Origin of the sequence: Arthrobacter glacialis (genome assembly GCF_002909445.1) — a bacterium.
In the GTDB taxonomy this organism is placed as follows: domain Bacteria; phylum Actinomycetota; class Actinomycetes; order Actinomycetales; family Micrococcaceae; genus Specibacter; species Specibacter glacialis.
In genome coordinates this window covers 469,554-492,928 of sequence record NZ_PPXC01000001.1, presented here as the reverse complement: position 1 = coordinate 492,928, position 23,375 = coordinate 469,554, and the positions used below count along the sequence as shown (strand labels likewise).

The 23,375-nt window shown below is 63.1% G+C and carries 14 protein-coding genes and 1 tRNA gene; 5 read left to right on the top strand and 10 right to left on the bottom strand.

The features are described 5' to 3' along the window. Positions 1-12 precede the first annotated feature (12 nt). Positions 13-2,505 (bottom strand): glycoside hydrolase family 95 protein, encoded by a 2,493-nt coding sequence (locus CVS27_RS02175; protein ID WP_103464073.1) that lies wholly within the window; start codon positions 2,503-2,505, stop codon positions 13-15. Positions 2,506-2,769: 264 nt separating this feature from the next. Between CVS27_RS02175 and CVS27_RS02170 the strand changes: the two genes are divergently transcribed. Further along, positions 2,770-3,771: a hydroxyacid dehydrogenase gene (locus CVS27_RS02170; protein ID WP_103464072.1), complete on the top strand. Its 1,002-nt coding sequence runs from the start codon at positions 2,770-2,772 to the stop codon at positions 3,769-3,771. Between the two features lie 15 nt (positions 3,772-3,786). Here the strand turns inward: CVS27_RS02170 and CVS27_RS02165 are convergent, their stop codons facing one another. From CVS27_RS02165 to CVS27_RS02135, 7 genes are all read right to left on the bottom strand, one after another. Continuing rightward, a complete protein-coding gene (locus tag CVS27_RS02165) occupies positions 3,787-4,293 on the bottom strand; it encodes a hypothetical protein (protein ID WP_103464071.1) in 507 nt (168 codons plus the stop codon). Between the two features lie 5 nt (positions 4,294-4,298). Then, the gene (locus CVS27_RS02160) at positions 4,299-4,961 is read right to left on the bottom strand and encodes a bacterial proteasome activator family protein (protein ID WP_103464070.1); all 663 of its coding nucleotides are present in this window, start codon (positions 4,959-4,961) and stop codon (positions 4,299-4,301) included. 169 nt (positions 4,962-5,130) lie between these two features. Next, complete coding sequence (locus tag CVS27_RS02155; RefSeq protein WP_103464069.1) at positions 5,131-5,376, bottom strand: YbdD/YjiX family protein; 246 nt, start codon at positions 5,374-5,376, stop codon at positions 5,131-5,133. After that, the gene (locus CVS27_RS02150; RefSeq protein ID WP_103464068.1) at positions 5,334-7,601 is read right to left on the bottom strand and encodes a carbon starvation CstA family protein; all 2,268 of its coding nucleotides are present in this window, start codon (positions 7,599-7,601) and stop codon (positions 5,334-5,336) included. The genes CVS27_RS02155 and CVS27_RS02150 overlap by 43 nt, the downstream gene beginning before the upstream one ends. Before the next feature lie 176 nt (positions 7,602-7,777). After that, positions 7,778-10,705: an FtsX-like permease family protein gene (locus tag CVS27_RS02145; protein WP_103464067.1), complete on the bottom strand. Its 2,928-nt coding sequence runs from the start codon at positions 10,703-10,705 to the stop codon at positions 7,778-7,780. A 1-nt stretch (position 10,706) separates the two neighbouring features. Continuing rightward, entirely contained in the window at positions 10,707-11,432 is a 726-nt protein-coding gene (locus CVS27_RS02140) for an ABC transporter ATP-binding protein (protein WP_103464066.1), read from the bottom strand. Beyond that, positions 11,429-12,052: a PadR family transcriptional regulator gene (locus CVS27_RS02135; protein WP_103464065.1), complete on the bottom strand. Its 624-nt coding sequence runs from the start codon at positions 12,050-12,052 to the stop codon at positions 11,429-11,431. Before CVS27_RS02135 ends, CVS27_RS02140 begins: the two co-directional genes overlap by 4 nt. Positions 12,053-12,236: 184 nt before the next feature. Here CVS27_RS02135 and CVS27_RS02130 point away from each other — a divergent pair, with 184 nt between their 5' ends. Then, complete coding sequence (locus tag CVS27_RS02130; protein WP_103464064.1) at positions 12,237-12,749, top strand: hypothetical protein; 513 nt, start codon at positions 12,237-12,239, stop codon at positions 12,747-12,749. Positions 12,750-12,881: 132 nt separating this feature from the next. Here CVS27_RS02130 and CVS27_RS02125 read toward each other — a convergent pair whose 3' ends face one another. Beyond that, the gene (locus CVS27_RS02125) at positions 12,882-13,865 is read right to left on the bottom strand and encodes an NAD(P)H-quinone oxidoreductase (RefSeq protein ID WP_103464132.1); all 984 of its coding nucleotides are present in this window, start codon (positions 13,863-13,865) and stop codon (positions 12,882-12,884) included. A gap of 95 nt (positions 13,866-13,960) precedes the next feature. Between CVS27_RS02125 and CVS27_RS02120 the strand changes: the two genes are divergently transcribed. Then, positions 13,961-14,048: transfer RNA gene (locus tag CVS27_RS02120), tRNA-Ser, on the top strand. 282 nt (positions 14,049-14,330) lie between these two features. Then, complete coding sequence (locus CVS27_RS02115) at positions 14,331-19,094, top strand: ExeM/NucH family extracellular endonuclease (protein WP_103464131.1); 4,764 nt, start codon at positions 14,331-14,333, stop codon at positions 19,092-19,094. A 124-nt stretch (positions 19,095-19,218) separates the two neighbouring features. On the opposite strand, the gene CVS27_RS02110 is transcribed toward CVS27_RS02115, so the two are convergent. Beyond that, positions 19,219-21,162, bottom strand: a complete 1,944-nt coding sequence (locus CVS27_RS02110) for an FAD/NAD(P)-binding protein (RefSeq protein ID WP_279325092.1) — start codon at positions 21,160-21,162, stop codon at positions 19,219-19,221. An 80-nt stretch (positions 21,163-21,242) separates the two neighbouring features. Here CVS27_RS02110 and CVS27_RS02105 point away from each other — a divergent pair, with 80 nt between their 5' ends. After that, positions 21,243-23,363 (top strand): prolyl oligopeptidase family serine peptidase, encoded by a 2,121-nt coding sequence (locus CVS27_RS02105; protein ID WP_103464063.1) that lies wholly within the window; start codon positions 21,243-21,245, stop codon positions 23,361-23,363. Positions 23,364-23,375: the final 12 nt, after the last annotated feature.

Genomic DNA, 23,375 nt, shown 5'->3' with positions numbered 1-23,375 from the left:
GTGGATGTTCCATCAATGTGCCAGTGCCTCGTGATTGAGGGCCGTCGCAGCAGGACGGCATGGATTCAAACGGTATTTTCCGGATTCCGGAATTTGAATGGTGTGCACTACGTCCATGTTCAAGGCTTGGGCCGAGAGGGTGGGCAGTCGCAACCGGACCACTTGCAGGGGCCTGCCCTCGAGCTCAACGAAGGAAACCACGCCGTCCGCCCAGCCAATGGCTGCAACCAGGCCGTTCCGGGCTCGTAATCCGCGGACGCTTCCCCGCGGCCATTCCGGCGGGAGGGCCGGGAGTATTTTTACTTCCCCACTGTGGCTCTGCAACAACATTTCGGCCATGGCAGCGGCAACCCCAAAGTTTCCATCGATCTGGAAGATCCGGGGCGGGTGGAGGTCCAGCAAATTGTCGGCCACGGAGTCGCTCAGGAGCGAGTTGATGCTTCGTAAAGCTGCCGATCCGTCGCCGAGCCTCGCCCACAGGCACGCGACCCACGCCTGGCTCCATCCCGTTCCGCCACCGCCTGACTTGAGTCGGCGCTCAAGTGCCAGTCGGGCCTCTTCGGCCATGCGTGGAGTCTGATGGAGATCCACCAGGTTGGAGGGGTACAGTCCATAAAGATGGGACAGGTGACGGTGGCCGGGGTCCTCATCCTGATACTTGCTCTCCCATTCATTGATGCCACCACCCTCCAGCAACCCGATGTCCGGCAACCTGTCCAGGGCCTCTGCGAGGCGGCTGGAAAATCCTTCCGTGGCCAACGCCGCACACTGCGCATCAGTGGCTGCGAGGCGGAGGCAGGAGCCGAACAGCTCCCTGATCAGCCAGTTGTCCATGGTGGTCATGACCCCCAGGGACATCACTTGACCGTCCGGCCCAATGAATGAGGCCTCCGGTGACGTGGAGGGCGCCGTCACCAGGGCGCCGGGGGCCGCTGTCGGCCGCGGATCTGTCACAAGGAAGTCGAGCAGGAACTCCGCGGCTCCTCGAATCACCGGCCACGCCCGCCGACGAAATGCCGGGTCCGGGGAAAAATCATTGTGGTCAACGAGGTGGCGGCACAGCCAGGCCGCCGAGAGGGGCCACATGGACCACCGCGGCTTGCCGTCACCCCCACCTACGGGCCATGTGGTTCCCCAAATGTCGAGATTGTGGTGGGAGGTCCAACCGCCAGCGCCGTAGAGTTCCGTCGCTGTGTGGCTGCCGGATTCTGCAAGCTCGGCGATAAATTCGAGCAGCGGTTCGTGGCACTCCGCCAGCCCCGTTGTCTCGGCAGCCCAGTAGTTCATCTGCACGTTGATATTGGCGGTCCAATTCGAGCGCCAAGGCGGACGGACGTCCGCGTTCCATATTCCCTGCAAGTTCGCAGGTTTGGTTCCTGGCCTGGAGGAGGCGATTAGAAGGTACCTGCCAAAGTTGAACAGCAGTTCGGCGAGGCCGGCATCCGTTGATCCGGCTCTCAGGCCCACGAGCCGTTCATCCGTGGGCGGTGCGTTCTCCGAAGCGGTACCGCCAAGGTCCAACTCAACACGATTGAACAGTTTTGAGTTGTCGTCCCGGTGGCGGACCAACAATGCTTCATGGTCCAATTCGGCCGCGGCAGCCAGGATCGCCAGATTTGAAGCGCGAAGATCGTCAAGCCGTTCATGTGGTGCGGAGGACCAGCCGATGTAGGAGTCAGCTGCGCTGAGCAGAATTGATACCGTCGTCGCCCCCCGGACTTCCACCGACCCGTCAGCACAGAGTGAGACTTCGCCCTGATCTGCAGTGACCAGTGCGGCAAGGTCGAACAGCATGCCCTGTTGCTGACTGTACGAAACGCCTGCATCGACGTCGGAGCCCATACCGGGAATGGAATCCGGAGCGCGTCCCGACAGGCCCATGGTTTGCTCCAGCGGACGCGGAGACCTGCCTCCATCAGGTGCTGCCACGGACTTGTGCACACTGTGAAGCGTGACACGCAGATTCAACCCGCCCTTGATGGTCGATACCTGCCGGACAACCAGCACATTATCTGCGTGGGAACAGAATGCCTCCCGGGAGAATCCTCCCTGCTGACTGGCAAAGTGTGTGGTGGCAACAGCAGTGGAAAGATCCAGCTCACGACTGTAGACATGGGATGTTTCATCTGCCATGGCGTCGAGCTGCTCGATAATCAAATCGCCCAAAGGCTGGAATGATTCAGTGGCTGGACCCTGCATCTGCCGGGCGAGGGCATCCACGCCAGACGGGTCCGCATTGCCGTCAAAAATCAGTCCTCGCATTGCCCGGAGAATGTCCGGACCACCGGAGACATTGTGGTTCCGGGGCCCCCCGGACCAAAATGTGTCCAGGTTCAGTGCGATGCGCTCACGCTGCACCCCACCATGGACCATGGCCCCCAGGCTTCCATTTCCAAGAGGCAGGGCATGGAGCCACTGTTCTGCCGGTTTCCTGAAAGACAAGAGTTTTTCGGGATTCTTCCGCACCTCTTTGCCGTCGTTCGCTCCCTCAGCAGCGATAGTCATGAATACTCCTTCGTAATCGTGTTGACCATTGTTTGGATCCTGTTAGTTGCCCGGCCCGCGTTGGGACTGCTCTCCGGTAATCCCCGTCGGGCCTTGATCGCAACGGCGCGGTCGATGCCATGGACGACTCCACCCCGGACAGGAAATATTCAGACGTTCACAGGGCGAAAATGCTAACCTTGGAAAGCGGTTGCCACAAAACTATCGCATGACCTGAATCACGTCAAACATCCGATGTTAATGATCGGACCGGGAAGGATTGCCATGTCTCAAAAACTCCGTGCACTGCTGGTTATGAATGACGATCGACGTGCGGACGTATACCCCCGCCATGTCCTGGACCGGCTGGAGGAATCAGTTGATTTTTGCCACCCGCCACTGAATCGAATCCAGTTGGCTGCTTCCCCCGACCTTATGAATGACGTCGACGTGCTGCTGACCAGCTGGGGTGCCCCAAGGCTGGACGCCAATTTCCTGGCCTCAGCCCCCAACTTGAAGGCCGTACTTCTCGCTGCTGGATCGATCAAAGAAATCGTCACGGACGACTTCTGGTCCCGGGAAATTCCCATAGTTTCAGCCGCTGCAGCGAATGCCATTCCCGTCGCCGAGTTCACGCTGGCCCAAATCCTGCTGAGCCTGAAGCGCGCCCCTGTCCTTGCTCGTGAAACGGCACGAGCTGGAGCGCTTGCACAGCGCCCACCCCTGGCCGGAACCTATGGCAGCAGGGTTGGCCTGCTCTCACTGGGGGAGATCGGACTCCAGGTGGCCAGGTTCCTTCAGGCTTTCAGTGTCGATGTGGTGGCCCACGACCCCTACGCTTCAACCGAACAGGCAACAGCGGCCGGCGTCGAATTGGTCACCCTTCAGGAATTGTTCGCGAGCTCGCAGGTGGTCAGCATCCACTGCCCGCTTTTACCGGCGACTCGCGGCATGGTGAACAGGGACCTACTCGAATCCATGCAACCGGATGCCACACTGATCAACACTGCCCGCGGGGCGCTGATAAACGAATCGGACCTGATAGATGTCTTGGCTGTCCGACCCGACCTGACGGCCATGTTGGATGTGACGTGGCCGGAGCCTCCGGCGCCCGGATCTCCGCTCTACACCTTGCCGAATGTGTTTCTTACACCCCACATTGCCGGTTCGCTGGGATCCGAGTGCGGCCGGCTGGGCGCTTTGGTGGCAGACGAGTGCGAGCGGTTCGTCAAGAATGAGAACTTGATCCACGAAGTCAGTCAAGCTAGGGCCCAGAAACGGGCCTAGCGACCCACCCGGGACCTACCCGCCTGACTGCTTGCGTGCCAGCAGTTCCTGTGCCCTGCTGACGTGTTGGCGCACGATCACCGCTTTACGTTCGACGCCGGACGGCTCGCCCATGCCGAGCCGGAGCAACGCCAGCGCTTCAGCTGTTGCCGCCAGGGCATTGCCGGCACGTGAGAGTTCACGGTGGACGTCGTTGAGGTACCCGCCGCTGCCTGCGGGGATCTCCATCCCTTCGCTGGGCCCCACGGTTTGGGCTTGGGTGGCAATGCTGCGCACCTCGGGCAGGAGCTCGGCAAGGCTGTTGGCCAACTGCACCATGGCCTCATAGTTTTGGGCTGATTGCCGGGCCACTTCCGTGGACGCCGAGGCGTCTGGCACTGCCTCCGCCAATCCCTCAAGCATTTGATGGAAGCGGTCAAGGCCGCGACGGAATCTGTCGTGGGCGCGGCGCCACACACCCTTGCCGAGGTCGGCGTCGTCGCGCTTGGCCTGCCTGTTGACGCTGAAGAGTCCCTTGAGCATGCGCGTCAGAGGTATTGTCCGGGGCCACCGGAATCCGAATCGCCAGATGCTGGCTCACTGCCTGAACCGCCGATGGGTACGCCCGACTGCCCCGCAGGAGCGCGGCGCGGTTCACCGTTTTCACCCACCACAACACCCGGGGCAATCACTGTTCCAGGGGCAAGCTGATGCATGGCCAGCCTTGCTGCAAGTTGCTGGTTCGCCATGGACTGGGCCGCCAAGGCTGTCTGGATGCCGTGGAACAAACCCTCCAACCACCCCACCAACTGCGCTTGGGCAATGCGAAGTTCTGCGTCCGAGGGCGCCTTTTCATCGGTAAACGGCAGGCTCAGCCGGTGCAGTTCGGCTACGAGTTCCGGGGCCAGGCCGTCCTCGAGTTCGGTGATGGACCGCTCATGGATTTCAGCGAGCCGGGTCCGGGCGGCATCATCGAGCGGCGCGCTTTTCACTTCGTCCAGCAGTTGTTTGACCATGGTGCCAATGCGCATCACCTTGGCTGGCTGGTCAACCATGTCGGCGACGCTCACGGGTTTGCCGAGCGACTCATCCGGCATTCCCGAGCGCGTTGGTCCTCCTGCTGGTCCTCCCGCCAGGGAGGGTGCAATGCTGTCCATGATCTTCCCCTCCCCGGCCAAACCTTTAGCCTGTGTGTGCGCCTTGTCAGTCATAGTGAAAGTCTCTCACGGAGGCGCCGGTTCCGTCCCGGGCCCTCCCCTCGGAACACGAAACCAGGAACAGCCCCACCATTCCCCGAGGCCGTGCCAAAGTGGCGGGGGCGCATGAAATTTCACCCACCCCCGCCACTTTGGCACGCCGTCGGCGGCAGGGATCGCCGCGTTAGCAGCAGCGGCCCTCCGGATTTGCGTCCTGGCGGTCAGTTTTGTCGCGCCAGAACTCCTTGAGCGTCATGGGTTCTGTGGCGCATCCGGTGGCCCCGTGGTGGTCAAGGTACTTCTCATAGCTGTCCTCCCCCAGGACCCCCTTGAGGTACTTGCCGACGGCGCCCAAGGCACCGCCAGCCCGGCGCAGCGAATCCACAGCTAGTGCCCGGACCGCACCGGTTGCTTGCCCGATTCGGCCCATTCCTTCAGGATGGCCTTTTCCGTGGCTGTGGCTGCCATGGAGGCCGGCGCGAAGATGCGCGATGCAACGGCCGGGTCTTCCTTGCTGACTCCGCCGCCTGCCTTGATGGAGCGGATGGTGACCCTGACCGCCGTCGTAATCACAATGATGGACAGCACCACAAAGATGATGGACAAGGTGCCCTGAACGGCCGAGTTGCGGACCACGGCTTCCATGGCTTCCACGGTCTTGGCGTTGCCGAACGTGGTCTTTCCGTCCGCCAGCGCCTGCTTGAACGCCAGGTGTTGCGCCCAGTAGCCCACAGCAGGGACCGTGGAGAAGATCTTCTGGAAGGAAGCCACCACTGTCACAACTGTGACAAAGACCAGCGGCAGCGCCACCATCCACAGGTACTTGATGCGCGTGTTCTTGGAAACGATGGTCAGGCAAACGGCCAGCGCAATGGCGGCCAGGAGCTGGTTGGCGATGCCGAACAGCGGGAACAAGGTGTTGATGCCGCCGAGCGGATCGGTCACGCCCATGATCAGGATGGCGCCCCAGCCGGCCACCATGATGCCCGTGGTGATCCACGAGCCCAGCCGCCAGGACGTGTCCTTGAACTTGGGGATGAAGTTACCAATGGAATCCTGGAGCATGAAGCGGGCCACGCGGGTTCCGGCATCCACGGCTGTCAGGATGAACAGTGCCTCAAACATGATGGCGAAGTGGTACCAGAAGCTCATCATGGCCTTGCCGCCGGCCACCTGCTGCATGATGTGGGCCAGCCCCACTGCCAGTGTTGGTGCGCCGCCGGTGCGGGACACGATGGACTCCTCGCCGACGTCGGACGCGGTTTGGGCTAGCGTGGCGGCGTCAACGCTGACGCCCGTGAGACCTAGGGAGTTCACAAACGCGGCCGCACCCTCAATGGTGCCGCCGGTGGCTCCAGAGGAGGAGTTCATGGCGAAGTAGATGCCACGGTCGATCGACAGTGCAGCCACCAGCGCCATAATGGCCACGAAGGATTCCATGAGCATGCCGCCGTAGCCGATGTAGCGGGCTTGGCGCTCTTTTTCGATCAGTTTGGGCGTGGTGCCTGAGGCAATCAACGCGTGGAAACCGGACAGGGCGCCGCAGGCGATGGTGACAAATAGGAACGGGAACAAGGATCCGGAGAACACCGGACCGTCCGAGCGGCCAGCGAACTCGCTGAATGCGGGGACGTTGATTTCGGGGCGGACCAGCACAATGGAGCCGGCCAGCATCACGATGGTGCCGATCTTCATGAAGGTGGAAAGGTAGTCGCGCGGTGCCAGCAGCAGCCAGACGGGCAGGATTGCGGCAATGAACCCGTAGATGATGACGGCCCATGCCAGTGTGGTCCTGTCCAGGTGGAAGGTCGCCGCGCCCCACTCGGTGGCAGCAACCATGCCGCCGCCCACAATGGCTGCCAGCAGCAACACCACGCCGATCAAGGACACTTCCATGACCTTGCCGGGGCGCAGGTAGCGCAGGTATACGCCCATGAACAAGGCGATCGGGATGGTCATGGACACCGAGAACACGCCCCACGGGGATTCACCCAGGGCATTGACAACCACCAGCGCCAGGACGGCCACAATGATGATCATGATCAGCAACGTGGCGATGAGTGCGGCAGTGCCGCCGATGACGCCGAGCTCTTCGCGGGCCATCTGGCCCAGGGAACGGCCGCCGCGGCGCATGGAGAAGAAGAGAACAAGGTAGTCCTGCACGGCGCCGGCAAGGACGACGCCGACAATGATCCAGATGGTGCCTGGCAGGTAACCCATTTGGGCTGCAAGGATGGGCCCCACCAAGGGACCTGCGCCGGCAATGGCGGCAAAGTGGTGGCCAAAGAGCACGTTGCGGTCCGTGGGGACAAAGTCCTTGCCGTCAGCCTTGTATTCGGCCGGGGTGGCCCGGAAGTCATTGGGCCGGATCAGGTACTTTTCAATGACCTTGGAGTAAAAACGGTAGCCGATCAGGTAGGTGCACACTGCGGCGAAGACAAACCAGATGGCGTTGACGGATTCTCCGCGAACCACCGCCAAAACAACCCACGCGACACCGCCCAGAAGCGCGATGGCAGCCCAAAGGGCAATCTTCAGCGGCGTCCACTTTTGCTTTTCCGCCTCAGCGTCAAGATCAACTGCCACGGGCGGCAACTCTGGATCCTGAACGAGAATATCGCCCGGATCGGCGGCCCTCTGTGACGGCAGTGTCATGATTTTCCCTACGCTAAGACTTAAATATGGCCACTTGACGGTAGCAGTATGACCCGCAGCACACGGGCGGTGTGCTGCGGATCATGCATGAAAATCTGTCAAAGGTAGCGTTGACGCGACGAACGGCAATTCCGTCAAACGGCGGCATTTTGCTCGGAAGTCCCTCGTTCGGTGGCTCAGACCAGGGTTTGCCTCCGCGTCATGGGCAGTTTGCCCTTGGTGAGGAGCCACGCGGCGGCTGCACCGAACAGCGGGACCAGGATCATCAACGCAGCTATTTGCAGCCAGGGGATGACGATGGGGAAGCCACGCTGCAAGGACAACACCACAATAGTTGGCACCGCCCCGGCAAAGACGCCCAATACTGTCCCCAGCATGGCGGTCATCAGCGTTTGCGAACCAGAGATGGCCTTGCGCAGCTGCGTGTCTGCCCCAATGCTGGCCAGGGTCGCATGGTCATTACGGCCGTCGGCGAGCGCCAGACCGGCGGTAATGCCGGCTGCGCTGAGCGTGATGAGGGCCCCGCCAGCAACAATGAGCCAGAGGATGCTCGCTATGTTGCCGGCGGGACCCTTTTCAAAGAAGACACTGTTGTACTGGCCCAAAATTGGAGCCATGGCGGATTGGACCTGGTCCGTTTCCGCCTGGCTAAGGCTCTTGGGTGCCGTGACCAACAGGGTCTGGTCACTCACAGGCATGTCCATGGCCGCCGCCGTTTCGGGCGAAACGACACCGTAGAAGTTAAGGTTCTTCTCCGGCGCTTCCACTACCGCCGGCAGCGACCGCGAACTCAGTGGTGTCACGAGTGGTCGCATGTACTGCCTGCCGGGAGTGCCGGGAACATCTTGGTCGCGGTTCCCGGGCGACGATGGATCAAAGGTGATGACCTTCGCGGTGCCGTCTTGCTGTAGATAGACCTTGTTGGTGATGACCATGCCGCCACTCCGCAATGTCTGCAGGGCATCGGCGCTGGGCGCCCGCCCCAACAAGGCAGCTAGTTCTTTTTCCCCTCCGGCGATAATGGCGGGGATGTTGCTGCCATAGCTGCTGTTGCCCATGGCCCCGGTGCAACGCCAGTCAACGAGATCTGCTGGTTTCCTGTCCGACGCCACTTCGCAGCGGTTTGTTGCAGGTTCCGCGAGCGCCCACTTGGGGCATGGTGCGGCATTGGGCAGCTCGTGCCCGGAGTTGTTTTCCATGGCGAGTTCCTGTTGGTCCAACTCGCACTGGGTGTTTGCGGGCGTGCCCCGCAAGACGTGGGTTGTGATGGCGGGGCCCAGGGCATCAACCATGAGGTTGGTGGCTTCCTTGGAGTTCACGGTGGCCAGTCCCTGTGATTCCCACCGCTGCGCCCCACCGCCCATGTCTGTGATTTTGGCTTTCACAAATTCCAGCGGCACGCCGGTTTGGTTCAGGTTGTACTGCCACTGGTGGTTATTGCTGCTGTCCTGCATGGCACTGGCGGTGCCCACCATGAGTGCCCCTGACAGCGTGGCTGCCGCCAGCACTGCGGCGACGGCCGGAACCGTGCGTCCACGGTTGCGGGCCGAATCCCGGGCAGCCAGTCTCAGTGGAACGGGCAGCCAGGACGTCCTGGCCGTAAGTAACGCAACGATGCTTCCCGTCAAGCAAATCAGGCCAACAACCAGCGCCACGGCACCGCCAATGATGAGGCCTGAGCTGAGCGGCAACCACACATAGGAGTCGACCTGCCCCCTCACCGTGAAGCTCACTACAGCCCCGGCTCCCATGACCACGGCCGCCAACCCCAAGAAGCCCAGACCAACCCACTTGGTCCACTTGGACGGCAGCTCGGCCGTCCGCCCAGATTTTAGCGCTGACAGCGTGGCTTGCCTGGCAACGGCGCGGGCGGGCACCATGGCCGCAACAAGGCCTGCCACAACTCCCAGGAGGACTAGGCCAAGGGCCGGCAGCCACGTGACGTGCAAGCCAGGGAACATGGCGCTGCCCTGCCCCCGGACCACCAACACCAGCACTGCTGCGGCAATGCTGCCCAGCACGGCCCCCACCATGCCGCCGGCCAAGCCCAACCACAAACCGCTGGCCGTAACGGTTGTCCGCACCATGGAGCTTTCCGCACCCGATGCGGCAAGCAAGGCGAGGTCGCGCTGCTGCTTTCTGGCCCCTACCGCAAAGGCGGCGCCGGCCAGCAGCCCCACTTCCATGAGGGCCAGGACTCCGATGAGAGAAGCTGCCAGAATTGTGGTGACCATGTTGCCCTGCCGCCAGTCACCATTCATGCTCCCGGCATCGGCTCCCAGCTCCGCCTTGTTGGGCGGGTCCAGAAGAAGACTGCGGGATGTCAAAGTGATGCCCTTAGCGTTGAAGGCCTTGGCATCGGCCCATTTCAACGACTTGTCCCCCGCAAGATAAACGACGGCGGGGCTCAGCTCCGCCGCTAGCGCTGCCGGGATCTGCTTTGGGCTCAGGAATAGGTACGACTCCCCGTCACCCTGGCGCTCGGGGCGGATGGTGCCGACAATCTCAAAGGTGCCGGCCGACGTCGTCAATTCCTCGCCAAGCTTCAATCCGAATCGCTCCATGAGGCCGCGACTTGCCAGTGCTTGACGATCGGAGGCTGGTGCCACGCCGTCGAGCAGCGTGTACTTGCCCGTGAAGGCGGGGTTGAGAACATCGGTGACGGTGATGGGCACCTCCACCTGAGCCTTGCCCACAGGCGTGTGGACGGTTGCTGTCTGCCAAAGGATGGTGGTGAAGCCAGCCGGTACGGCATCTACGGGGGCAGTCGCCGCGAAGGCGGGGTCGGGCCCAACCCCGGGGGCACCCAGCCCGAAGCTCAGGTCACCCTGAACGGATTGCACTGACGTGGAGTTCTGGGCACCCATGTCTGTCAAACGCCCTTGGGTCTGGCCCAGCTCCATGGCGACAGTTTCGGCTGGGGTGGCCTGAGTGCTCATGCCCGCCGTGGCTGCGAAGGACATGGCAAAGATGGGCAGCGCGATCAGAGCAACAATCAATGCCGAACGCCCCTTGTGGCGGCGAATGTCCCGCCATGCCATGGTCAAGGCAAGGCGCAGCCGGTGCTGCCCGCCCCCTTTGACGGGCGTCAGGTCAAGCGCCACCTCAGTGCGCCCATCCAGCCAACAGCACTGACGGGTCCTGCTGCGAGGCGGCCTCGTCAACAATGCGGCCGTCCTTGAGGAACACCACCCTGTCAGCCCAGCCGGCGTGCCTGGCCTCATGCGTGACCATGACGACGGCGGCCCCGGCCTCAGCCCGGCTACGCAACACTTCCAGGATGCCGTCACCCGTGGCCGAATCCAGCGCGCCCGTGGGCTCATCAGCAAGAATCAGACGGCGGTTGCCCACAATGGCGCGGGCAATGGCCACACGCTGCTGCTGGCCCCCAGACATTTGATCCATGAACCTGTCAGCCAAGTCCTCAATGCCCACCAGGCGCAGCGCATCCTTGGCCTGGCGGCGGGCCTTGCGGGCAGGAATGCCATCAAGTTCCCGGGGCAAGGCAACATTTTCGGCGGCCGTCAATGTGGGGACAAGGTTGAAGTCCTGAAAGACGTATCCCACGGCACGACGGCGCAACCTGGCCAGCGCGTTGATGCTGAGCCCTCCCAACGGGGTTCCTTCCACGAAAATTTCTCCACTGGTGGCCTTGTCCAGGCCGCCGGCGAGCGTCAGGAGCGAGGACTTTCCGGACCCCGAGGGCCCCATGACCGCCACGAACTCGCCGGCGTTGATGGTCAGGCTCACGCTGCGCAGAGCCGCCACGGACATGGCGCCTTCACCATAGGTCCGGCTGACGCTTTCAAGCTGCAAAATTTCGTTGCTCATTTGACCACCGCCGTGTCAGCAGTGGCGCGTGCCTGGGCCGGCTTGGCTGCTGTGCCCGCCGATGCTGCGCGTTTGGCCATCCAGCCTTCGCAGTGGTCCAGCCAGCGGACCTCGGCTTCCGTGGTGAAAATGAGCGAATCCAACACCAGCAGCCAGGCTGCGTCGTTGGCGTTGCCCGTGCCGGGCTCGCCGGAGAGTTGTGTGCCAGCATGGGTGGCCGCGGCTCGGCGTTGGCGGGTGTAGTCCTGCAACAGTTTCATGGAGGCTGTGCGCTGTGCCTGAACGACGGCGGAAACGTTCACGTCGGCGAGCGTCAGGGCCAGCGCCAGCTTGATGGCCAGCTCATTGCGCGGCGGGTTTGTTGCGGCAACTGGCTGGGCAAACCAACCCATCACCTCGGTGCGCCCGGCGTCGGTGATGCTGTAGATGACGTGACCTTCGCCGTCGTCGCCTTCCTTTTCCACCAGGGCATCCCGCTCCAGACGGTCAAGGGTGGTGTACACCTGCCCAATGTTCAGCGGCCACGTGGAACCTGTCCGCTCCTCGAACTCGCCGCGCAGCTGGTAACCATAGCGCGGACTTTCCGCCAATAACGCTAGTAATGAATGCTTAATGGACATCTGCAGCCCCCTTGTTCGGCGCGAGAGCCCCCAACGAACCCTCACGACAACGGTATACATACCGCGTATGCCTAATGTAGCTACTGAGTATGGTCAACGCAAGCGCTGACTGGGACTTTCGCCAAAATGACATCTCTGCGGCTTGCTTGCTACCTTTTAGTCACCCGAAAGGACGAAAGGCACCGTGCTCCCCGAATTTTCCGACATGACCGAGGGCCACATTTTTTTGGTCATATTTTCAGCGGCGCTCGCCGCCGCATCCTTCATGGCCACCTGGTGTGGACTGAACGGAAAACGCCGCGGTTGGGTCTTCTACAGTTACCCTGGGCATCTGGTCAATTGGCCCTTCAAGATGGCCTCAGGCGGGGTCTTTTTGCTTGTCATACTGCTGGAAACCCTGCTGAAGTACTCCGACTACGAGAATCTTGCGAGGGGCCCTTTCATTGCGTGCCTAATGATGCCACCCCTCTTGGGAGTCGCTTGCTCCTCCTTCTGGTGGCCGCCCTTCCTCGGACCACGCTGGTACCGCGAGTGGCGGGCATCGGCTCACCCGGAGCGAACCGCGCCATACTCGCAGCGAGAGATCACTGTCATCCGGGCGCGCCCCGACAGTCCCCAAAAGCAGCGGTTGCTTGCGCAGATCGACGGACGCACGCCGAAGATCAGGGCCCCGCGTCAGCGCAACCACGGCAAATAGGAAAAGCCAGCGCGCAGTGGCGCAGCGCCAAACGACCATCGAATAAAAGCGCCCCGTTCCGCTTCCGGCGCCCGGTCAACGGGGCGCCGGAAGCGGAACGGGGCGCATTTTTCGAATGCAGGCCGCTAAGCGCTACAGCGTCAGCAGCACCTTGCCCACATGGGCGCCCGAATCAAAGTACTCGTGTGCCGCGGCAACCTGGGTCAGCGGGAACGTCTTGTCCACCATGGGCTTGACGGCTCCGCTGGCCACCAGCGGCCAGACGCTATCGCGCACGCCCTCCATGATGGCCGTCTTCTCATCTACCGGGCGGGCCCGCAGCGTGGTTCCGATGATGGCCGCGCGCTTGGTGAGCAGCGCGCCCAAGTTGAGTTCCGCCGTCGCACCTCCCTGCAGGCCGATGACCACCAGGCGGCCATAGGTGGCCAGTGATTCCACATTGCGCGCCAAATACTTAGCCCCGACGACGTCGAGGATCACGTTTGCGCCGAGCCCGCCGGTGAATTCGCGGACCCGTTCCACAAAGTCCTGGGTGCGGTAGTTGATGGCCAGGTCCGCGCCGAGGTAGCCGGTGAGCATGGCGGCCTTCTCGTCACTGCCGGCCGTGGCGATGACGCGGGCGCCGGCAGCCTTCGCCAGCTGAATGGCCATGGCGCCAATACCGCCGGCACCGCCATGAATCAAGACAGTTTCCCCGGCCTGCAGCTGCGCCGTCATGAACAGGTTTGAATGCACGGTGGCGGCAACTTCGGGCAGGGCGGCGGCCGTGACAACGTCGATTCCCTCGGGCAGGGGCAGCACCTGGCCAGCCGGGACGGCCACCTGGGCCGCGTAACCGCCACCTGTGAGCAACGCCACAACCTTGTCGCCCAGGCTGAAAGGCTTGGTCACATTCGGGCCAAAGGCGGCTATCCGGCCGGACACTTCAAGGCCCAAAATCTGCGATGCGCCCGGCGGCGGCGGATAGAAGCCACGCCGCTGCTGCACGTCAGCACGGTTGATTCCCGCGGCAACCACGTCAATGAGCACCTCGCCCGGGCCCGGCACCGGAGCTGGCGCCTCCGTGAGAGCCAAAACTTCCGGCCCGCCGGCACCCGTTGTAATAATCGCCTTCATGACCTTCTCCATCGCCTTCAAGTACCCGTGAATCCTCGTTGTGCCGCCGCTCATTTTGGTGGCACAGCCCTGCTTATGAAACACTACTAGGGTAAGGAAGGTTGTCCGAGCGGCCGATGGAGCTGGTCTTGAAAACCAGTGTGCGGTAACCCCGTACCGCGAGTTCGAATCTCGCACCTTCCGCGCGTATGAAGGGAAGCAGTCTCATCACGAGGCTGCTTCCCTTTTCTTTTGCCCCGGCCGCCGTCGGGCCGCCCTAACCTTTTGACTGGTTTTCAACAAAACCCCTGGTATTTCATTGACCGCGGCCGTCCGTTCATGGTTGATTCACATTCACGTGTTTGGCTCAAACACATTCCCGCGCGGCAGGTTGAGGGCCGCCTTGTGCCGTCCTCCACCCTTGAAAACTGCGGATCATCATCACTCACGGCGTTGGGGAACGCCACACTTTTGAGAGTTGGAGACATGACGAGCAACACCTTCATCAAGGCTGGGTTGGGCGCCGTACTGGCCCTTGGCCTGGCGGTGGCCCCGCTGGCGGTTTCACCCGCCCTGGCCACAGACGACACGGCAAACACCGAATCCACCGGGGCTGCCGCTTCCACACCCACTGAAAGTGCGACGGCGGCACTCGCCCCAAGCGGCGCGCTCGCCCCCGCTGTCGCCCTGCCAGGTGCCTTGGCCGCACCGCACGTGGTCATTAACGAGGCTTATCTCAACGGTGGCAGCGCCAACGCCACCTACAAGAACAAGTTCGTGGAACTGTACAACCCCACAGGTGCCGACATCAGCCTCAACGGCTGGTCGCTGCAGTACCGCTCCACCACCGGCCAGGCGGCACCCACCGGGCTGACAGCCCTGACCGGCACCATCAAGGCCAACGACTATTACCTGATCAAGGGCAACTCCAATGGAGTTGTGGGCAGTGAACTGCCTACCAGCGACGCGGATTCGAGCGGTTTTGCTTTTGCCGGTGGCGGCGGCACGCTCATCCTCTCCAGCCAAGCGTCACGACTTCCGGCCGATCTCCCCACCGGATCATTGGTGGGAACCGCCGATGTGGTGGACCTGCTCGGTTATGGCACCTCCAACAGCTTTGAAACCGCGGCGTCCTCGGCTGCGAACGCTTCCTCCTCACTGAACCGCACGGGCTTTGCCGATACGAACAGCAACGCGGCAGACTTCACCACGGCGGCTCCCTCGCCGGTTGGCACCGGTGGCGGCGCCGAACCACCCGCTCCACCGGTTGATTCCGGGTCCAAGACCATCGCCGAGATTCAGGGCAACGGCGCAGCGAGCCCCTTGGTGGGCACCAGTGTCACCACCAAGGGCAAAGTTACTGCGGCCTACCCCAGCGGCGGCTTCAACGGTTACTTCATTCAGACTCCGGGCACCGGCGGCGACCTTGACCTCGCCACGCATAAGGTTTCCGATGGTGTGTTTGTGTACTCCCCCGCCACGGTGGCCACCGTCAAGATTGGTGACTACGTCCAGGTCACTGGTCTGGTCAAGGAATTCGGCGGCGCTTCAGACACCGCAACCACTACAGAGATTGATGTTGCTGCTGGCGGAATGACCCAGCTCTCCGAACCTGCCACGGAGGTCAAGGCGGCTGTCATCACCGTGCCTGGGTCCGTCGCGCAGCGTGAAACCCTTGAGGGCATGCTCGTTGCGCCCCAGGGTAACTTCACCATCACGGACAACTATTCACTGAACAACTACGGTGAGGTTGGCTTGGCCACCGGAACCACGCCGCTGGTTCAGCCCACTGCGGTGGCACCCTACGGTTCAGCCGCGTACACCGCCGCAGTTGCCGAGAACACTGCCCGTGCCATCAAGCTCGACGACGGCGCCAGCACCAATTTCCTCAGCGCCGCCGGTTCCTTGGTGCCGCTTCCCTGGTTGAGTCAGGCAACGCCGATGCGCATCGGCTCCACCTCAGAATTCATGGCCCCGGTCATCTTCGACAACCGCAACAACGCCTACAAGTTCCAGCCCTTGGAAGCACTCACGCCTGCGAATGCCGGCACCGTGCAACCCATCGCTTTCGGGAACACCCGCGCCGACGCACCGAAGCCCGTTGGCGGAAACCTCAAGGTTGCCTCCTTCAACGTGCAAAACTACTTCACGGAGACTGGCGACAAGAACCCCTCATGCCAGTTCTACACGGACTACAACGGCAACAAGATCAGCGTCAGGGGCGGCTGCGACCAGCGCGGCGCTGCTGATGCGGCGAACCTCCAGCGCCAGCAGGACAAGATCGTGGCCGGCATCAACGCTTCCGGCGCTGACGTGCTCTCGCTGGAAGAAGTAGAGAACTCAGCCAAGTTCGGCAAAGACCGCGACAGCGCCCTAGCTACCCTGGTTGGCGCTCTCAATGCTGCAACGCCGGGGGTCTGGGACTACGTCCGCTCCCCCGCAACGCGACCCGCCGAAGCGATTGAAGACGTCATCCGCACGGCATACATCTTCAAGAAGAACGTTGCCGAGCCCGTAGGCGATTCCGTCATTCTGGACGACAAGGCGTTCACAGGCATTGCCCGGCAGCCGCTGGCCCAGTCTTTCAAGCCCGTGGGTGCCGAGGATTCAGCCAAGGTGCTGCTGATCGTCAACCACTTCAAGTCCAAGGGCTCAGCCATTGGCAATGACACCGATCAGGGCCAGGGCAATTCAAACCTTGCCCGCACAGCCCAGGCCCAGGCACTTGTTGCCTTCTCCACCAAGCTGCAGCAGGACCAGAACACCGACAAGGTGCTGCTGATGGGTGACTTCAACGCTTACAGTTTTGAAGACCCCATCAATGTCATGACGGCTGCTGGCTACGTGGACCAGGATCCCAAGACCGGAAAACACTCCTACAGCTTCGGTGGCGTGGTCGGCTCGCTGGACCATGTCCTTGCCTCGCCTGCCGCAGAAGCGCTGATCACCGGCGCGGACATCTGGAACATCAACTCCGCCGAATCAATTGCCATGGGCTACAGCCGCTACAAGTACAACGCCACCGATTTCTACACGGCTGGCCAATACTCTGCCTCCGACCATGACCCCGTGGTGGTGGGCCTGAACCTGGGTGACGTTCCGGCGGCAACCAAGGACATCAACCTCCTGAACATCAATGACTTCCACGGCCGCATCGACGCCAACACAGTGAAGTTTGCCGGCACGGTTGAGCAGCTCCGCGCAGCCGCCGGTGACGCCAACACGGCTTTCCTTTCCGCCGGCGACAACATTGGTGCCAGCTTGTTCGCCTCGGCTTCCCAGAACGACAAGCCCACCATTGACGTCCTCAACGCACTGAAGCTGCAGGCATCCGCCGTCGGAAATCACGAGTTCGACAAGGGCTATGCAGACCTGGACGGGCGCGTCACCGCTGCGGCCGACTGGGACTACCTCGGCGCCAACGTGTACGCGAAGGGCACCACCACGCCTGCGCTCGATGAATACAAGATCGTGAGCGTCAATGGGGTGAAGGTTGCCATCATCGGCGCCATCACGCAGGAAACCCCCACCTTGGTCACCCCGTCCGGCATCTCCATGCTGGACTTCGGTGACCCTGTTGAAGCCGTGAACCGCGTGGCCAAGAAGATCACCGACGGCAAGCTCGCCGATGTCATCGTGGCCGAATACCACGACGGTGCCGGTGCCGGAACGCCCGAGAAGGCAACCTTGGCGGAAGAAATCGCCACCGAGGGCATGTTCAAGGAGATTGTGACCAAGACCAGCGCATCGGTCAACGCCATCTTCACGGGCCACACGCACAAGCAGTACGCGTGGGACGCTGCGATCCCGGGCGCTGCTGCTGATGCGGCATTGAAGACTCGCCCCGTGCTCCAGACCGGAAGCTACGGCGAGTTCATCGGCCAAATCGTCTTGACGGTCGACGCGGACAACAATGTTGTCTCCTACACCCAGAAGAACGAACCCCGCACCAAGGCCGACGACGCCGCACTGGTAGCCGAATTCCCCCGTGTTGAAGCAGTCAAGACCATCACGGACAAGGCTCTGGCCGATGCCAAGGTTGCCGGCAGTGTTCCTGTCGGCAAGATCTCCGCCGACATCACCACGGCACAGACCTTCGACGCCGCAACGGGCAAGTACACACGTGATGACCGCGCCAGTGAGTCCGCTTTGGGCAACCTGGTGGGCAACTCGCTCCTGGACGCCCTCAAGGGTGAGCAGACCGGCGGAGCCGAGATCGGCGTCGTCAATCCCGGCGGACTCCGTGCGGACCTGCTGTACAAGAATGCGGGCTTCGAGGACGGCGTGGTCAGCTATGCGAACGCCAACGCCGTGTTGCCGTTCGTGAACAACCTGTGGACCACCTCCCTGACCGGAGCCCAGGTGAAGACCATGCTGGAGCAGCAGTGGCAGACCAACGCGGATGGCAGCATCCCCAGCCGCCCGTTCCTGAACCTTGGCCTGTCCTCCAATGTGGACTACACCTACGATTCCACCCGCAAGCTGGGCGACCACATCACCTCCGTGGTCATCAACGGTGCACCGCTGGATCCCGCACGGTCCTACCGCGTGGGTACGTTCAGCTTCCTGGCAACAGGCGGCGACAACTTCCGCGTCTTCACGGAAGGCAGCAACACCAAGGATTCCGGTTTGATTGACCGGGACGCCTGGATCAAGTACCTGGGTGAAAAGTCGGCCACAACGCCGATTACGCCAGACTTCTCCCGCCGCGGCGTGGACGTTGTCAACGCACCGGCCACTGTCACGGAAGGCCAAAAAGTCAGCCTCGGCCTGAACAAGCTGGACCTGACCTCGCTGGGAGTCACCAAGTCCACCCAGGTCACACTCCGCTACGAGCCTTCGGGCAGTGGCGGCGGAACCGGTTTCGCCATCCTGGCCGGCGCGGTCCTGCCGTCCGAGCTGGGCACCTCACCGGTCACCGGGGGTGTGGCAACACTGAGCTTTACGGTCCCGGAAAAGCTCAACGCCGGCCGCTTTGTCATCACCACTGATGGTGGAAGCTACGCCCGCCTGCCGATCACCATCCCGGTTACTGCGGATACGGGCGTTCCGGCGCCCTCCACCAGCACGACGCCGGGAACGTCACCTTCTGCGACGGCCGGTGCGGGTGCGGGCAACGGCTCGGGCTCGGGCGACCTTGCTGCCACGGGAACCGCAGCACTTCCGCTGGGCTTGGGCGCACTGGTCCTGCTCGGTGCTGGTGCCGGAGTTGCCCTGGCGTCACGGCGCAAGGCGGCCGCCAAGCACTGATCCCCACTGGCACCCTGCCAGCGTGGGCCCATCCGATGCATCACCGCGCCCGTCCCCGCTTTTCGCACCCGTTCCTACGGGCGCGAAAAGCGGGGACGGGCGCGGTCGTGTCAGGGAAGATCGATCAGGCCAGAATGTCTGCGGCGATCGCGTCGGCGTCCAGGACGGTGCGGTAGCCGCTGCGGTACTTCGCCGAAGCCTCGGCGGCGATGGCAGTGCCCCATTGCACCGAGGACAACTGCAGTCCCAGGACATACAATCCGTCAACGGGGACGCCCGTGCCGTCCAGGGGCCTGTACGGCGGCGCCGAGACGTCCAGGCCGCTGGTCACAACGGGTTCGCCGTCGGACGGGAGCATGACGCGGGGACGTGCCAAACCGTCGGCGAGCAAGTTTGTCAGCAACAGTGAGTCGCTGTTCACGATTTGGTTCGCCGGGGCCAGCGCCTCCACCAAATAGCTGGCTTCCCACGGATGGTCGGCGACCCAGGGCGAATTGACGCTAAACAGCCCGTGCTCGATTCTAAAGACCGGGTCGGGGCCGGCAAAATGGACCACACCGGCCCGCACCAGTGCCGCCAGCTGCTCCATGCGCACTGCAGGAGGCCCGCTGGCCAGCCCCTCCACGAAGCCCTCGAACCAGCCGCGCAGCTCCCCGAGCCAGGAAACCTGAGTGATTCCCTTGTCCGCCACGAGCGACTTGATGATGGCCCGCCCGGCATTGAGCGCACCAATGGCCATCTTGACGGGGTCATCCTCGCCGCGGGCCGAACCGGCAGCATCGGCGCTCAGGTATGCCAGCACGGCCGCGTCCATCTGTGCATGGGAGGAGAATCTGTGGTTTGTGCCGGGGCGCAGCGGGTGCTTGGTCAACGGCCGGGCAAGGCCCCGCAAATCAAGGATGTGGTCAACGTGGACGTGCTGCACCAGCAGGTCCTTGAGCCGCAGAGCCCACCCAGGGTCGCCGCCGTCGAGCCCGGCATGCAGCAGTGCATCCAGCTCCGGCAGCAACTGCGCCGAGACAGTCTCAGGACGGGTCCGCGCCAGCGTGGTGTAGTACGCCCAGAGGGTGTCGCGGTGCAGCAGCGGCCAAATATCGTGGTCAAACCCGGCCGTGGCGCCCATGGCTTTGATGGCGGCAACCGCGTCCTCACCCAGAAAACGCAAGGTGACACTGTGCGGATAGTAGCTCTGAAGCTCCGCCTTGGCCCGGTACGGGGTGCCGCGCCGGGAGGCCCCCACAATGACGGGTTCCTGCCCCGAGGCCACGTATCTCAGCGCCTCGCCGGCTGGCTGTCCCGTGGGTTCAAAAGTGCCGCCGCGCCCCTCGGTGAGCTGGCCCAGAACGTCAAAGAAGTTCAGCCCCATGCCGCGCACCAGGACAGTGGCACCCGCGGGAAGCTGCGCCCAATTCACGTCATTGGGCACGGCTGGCGGCAGGTACGTCAGTCCGTTGGCGCGGGCGTCGTCACGCAGGGCACGCTGGGCGGGGTTCAGTTTCGATTCCACATGGCCCACAGCCAGCACCACCTGATGGGCGTGCAGTTTCTCCCCGTCCAGAAGTGCGACGTCGAACCCACCGTTTTCGTGGTCCCTCGCCACCCGCTTCGCCTCAGTGGCGTGGACTGTGAGTGTGACGTTATGGGGCAGCTGGGCCACGAGCCGCTCAAAGGACCAGCTCAGGTAGCGGCCGTAGAGGGCCCGGCTGGGGAATCCGGTGGCTGCGAGCGCGGCAAGTTCGGCCTTGTCTTCGGCAGTGAGCATGTCCGCGGGCTGTTCCCTCTGGGCAGCACGCCACTCGTTGAAACTGGAACCGGCCAACGGCAGGGCAGACACACCCTGGTCCGGGATCAAGGTGGGGAAAAAGCTCTGGGTGTTCATCAGGTACAGCCGTGATTGCCCGGTGCGCCACACATGCCCGGCACCCGGCGGAAAGGGATCCACCAGGTGGATGTGCAACTCGTGCGCTGACCGCTTGTTCACGTACTGGGCCAGCAGGCGTTCCATGACGGAAGTCCCGCGGGGCCCCGCCCCCACAATAACCACAGTCTGCGCACCCAAAGATTTCACCCCTTGAGCTTAACTGATGCGTCCCAACGCCGCTGGCGGAACCGTGAACGGGCGCCCGCGTGGGTGCCTAGGATGGGGTTATGACGCAAGCACCAACACCTTTGAACATTGCCCCCGAGCCCGCCGATGAGAACCTCTGGTTGGAGGACATTCACGGCGAAGCCGCCATGGCCTGGGTCCGCGAGCGCAATGCACGCACCGACTCCGCACTGCTGACTCCGGGCTATGCGGCTCTTGAAGCATCCGTGTTGGAGGTGTTGGACTCCAAGGACAGGATCCCCATGGTGTCCAAACGCGGCGACTGGTATTACAACTTCTGGCGCGATGAGACCAACCCGCGCGGGCTCTGGCGGCGCACCAGCTGGGAGAGCTACCTGGGCGAATCCCCTGACTGGCAGATCCTGCTGGACGTTGACGCCCTGTGCGAGGCGGAGGATGCCCAATGGCTGTGGGCGGGGGCCTCGCTGCTGCGCCCGGCACCCGGACAGGAGTACCGGCGCGCCATGGTGGCACTGTCCCCCGACGGCGGCGACGCGGTGGCGTACAGGGAGTTTGACCTGCCCACCCGCAGTTTTGTGGAGGGCGGCTTTAACCTTCCCGCCGCGAAGACCCGCCTGAGCTGGCGTGATGCCGACACCCTGTACGTGGGAACTGACACCGGCGAGGGGTCCATGACCACCTCCTCCTACCCGGCCGCCACACGTGTACTGCGCCGCGGCGAGTCCCTGGCGGATTTGACCGTCAAGGAGCCGCTGTTCGCGGTTCCCGTGGACCACCTCAGCGGCGGCGTTTCCCACAGCAGCACACCCGGATTTGAACGGGACGTTGCCTACGATGTGCTGGATTTCTTCAACTCGCGCAGCTACCTGCGCGTGGGTGACGACTGGGTGCACATCGACGTCCCGGACAGCATGAACGTTTCACTGCACCACCAGTGGCTCCTGTTGCGCCCGCGCAACGATTGGGCTCTTGACGGCGCTGTCCATGCCGCCGGGACCCTGCTGGCCATTGAGTTGGCTGCTTTCCTGGCTGGCAGCCGGGACTTGCGCACCGTCTTTGCCCCCACGTCGGCCCAGTCGCTGCAGTCATGGAGCTGGACCCAGGACTACCTCCTGCTGAACTTGCTGGCGGATGTGTCCTCCAAGATCCTGGTGCTGAACCCTGCCGCGGATTGGGCTGTCCAGGAACTTGACGCCTGCCCACCTCTGCATTCCGTGGATGCTTACGCCGTGGATTCCGAGGACGCCACGGCCGGCAACGACTACTGGCTCATTGCCACGGGCTTCCTCACCCCCTCCACCGTGTACCGCGGAACCCTGCCCGCAGGTCTTGGCACCCACGCCACCGGCACCCCGGTGGCGCCGGCGACGCTAGTGCGGGAGGCGCCGTCGTTCTTCACGGCCGAAAAATACAGCGTGGAACAACACTTTGCGGTCTCGGCCGACGGCACCCGCGTACCGTACTTTCAGGTGGGGCCCAAGGATCTGCGGCTCGACGGCGCGAACCCCACCTTGCTGAGCGGGTACGGCGGCTTTGAGGTGTCCCGCACCCCCGCCTACAGCGGCACCGTGGGCCGGACGTGGCTGGATCGCGGCGGCGTGTACGTGGTGGCGAACATCCGTGGCGGCGGTGAGTACGGGCCCAGCTGGCACACGGCCGCACTGCAGGAAAACCGTCACCGCGCCTACGACGACTTTGCCGCTGTGGCCCGTGACCTGTCGGCCCGCGGCGTGGCATCACCTGCGCACCTGGGTTGCGCGGGCGGCAGCAACGGCGGGCTGCTGGTGGGCAACATGCTCACGCACCACCCCACGCTCTTTGGCGCCGTGTCTTGCGGCGTCCCGCTGCTGGACATGCGCCGCTACACGAAGCTCTCAGCAGGCGCCTCCTGGATGGCTGAATACGGCGACCCCGACGTGCCCGAGCAATGGGAGTTCATCAAGACGTTCTCGCCGTACCACCTGCTGCGGTCCGACGTTCAGTATCCGGCAACGTTCATTTGGACGGCGACCTCCGATGACCGGGTGGGACCGGTGCAGGCGCGCAAGATGGCTGCCCGGATGGAAGCCATGGGCATTGACGTGTGGTTCCATGAGGCATTGGAGGGCGGCCACGCGGGGGCCGGCAACAATGAGCAAGCAGCCCGACTCCACACGGCGTCGCACGAATTTTTGTGGCGGGCACTCACCGGCGGATTGTAATTATCTGCAGTA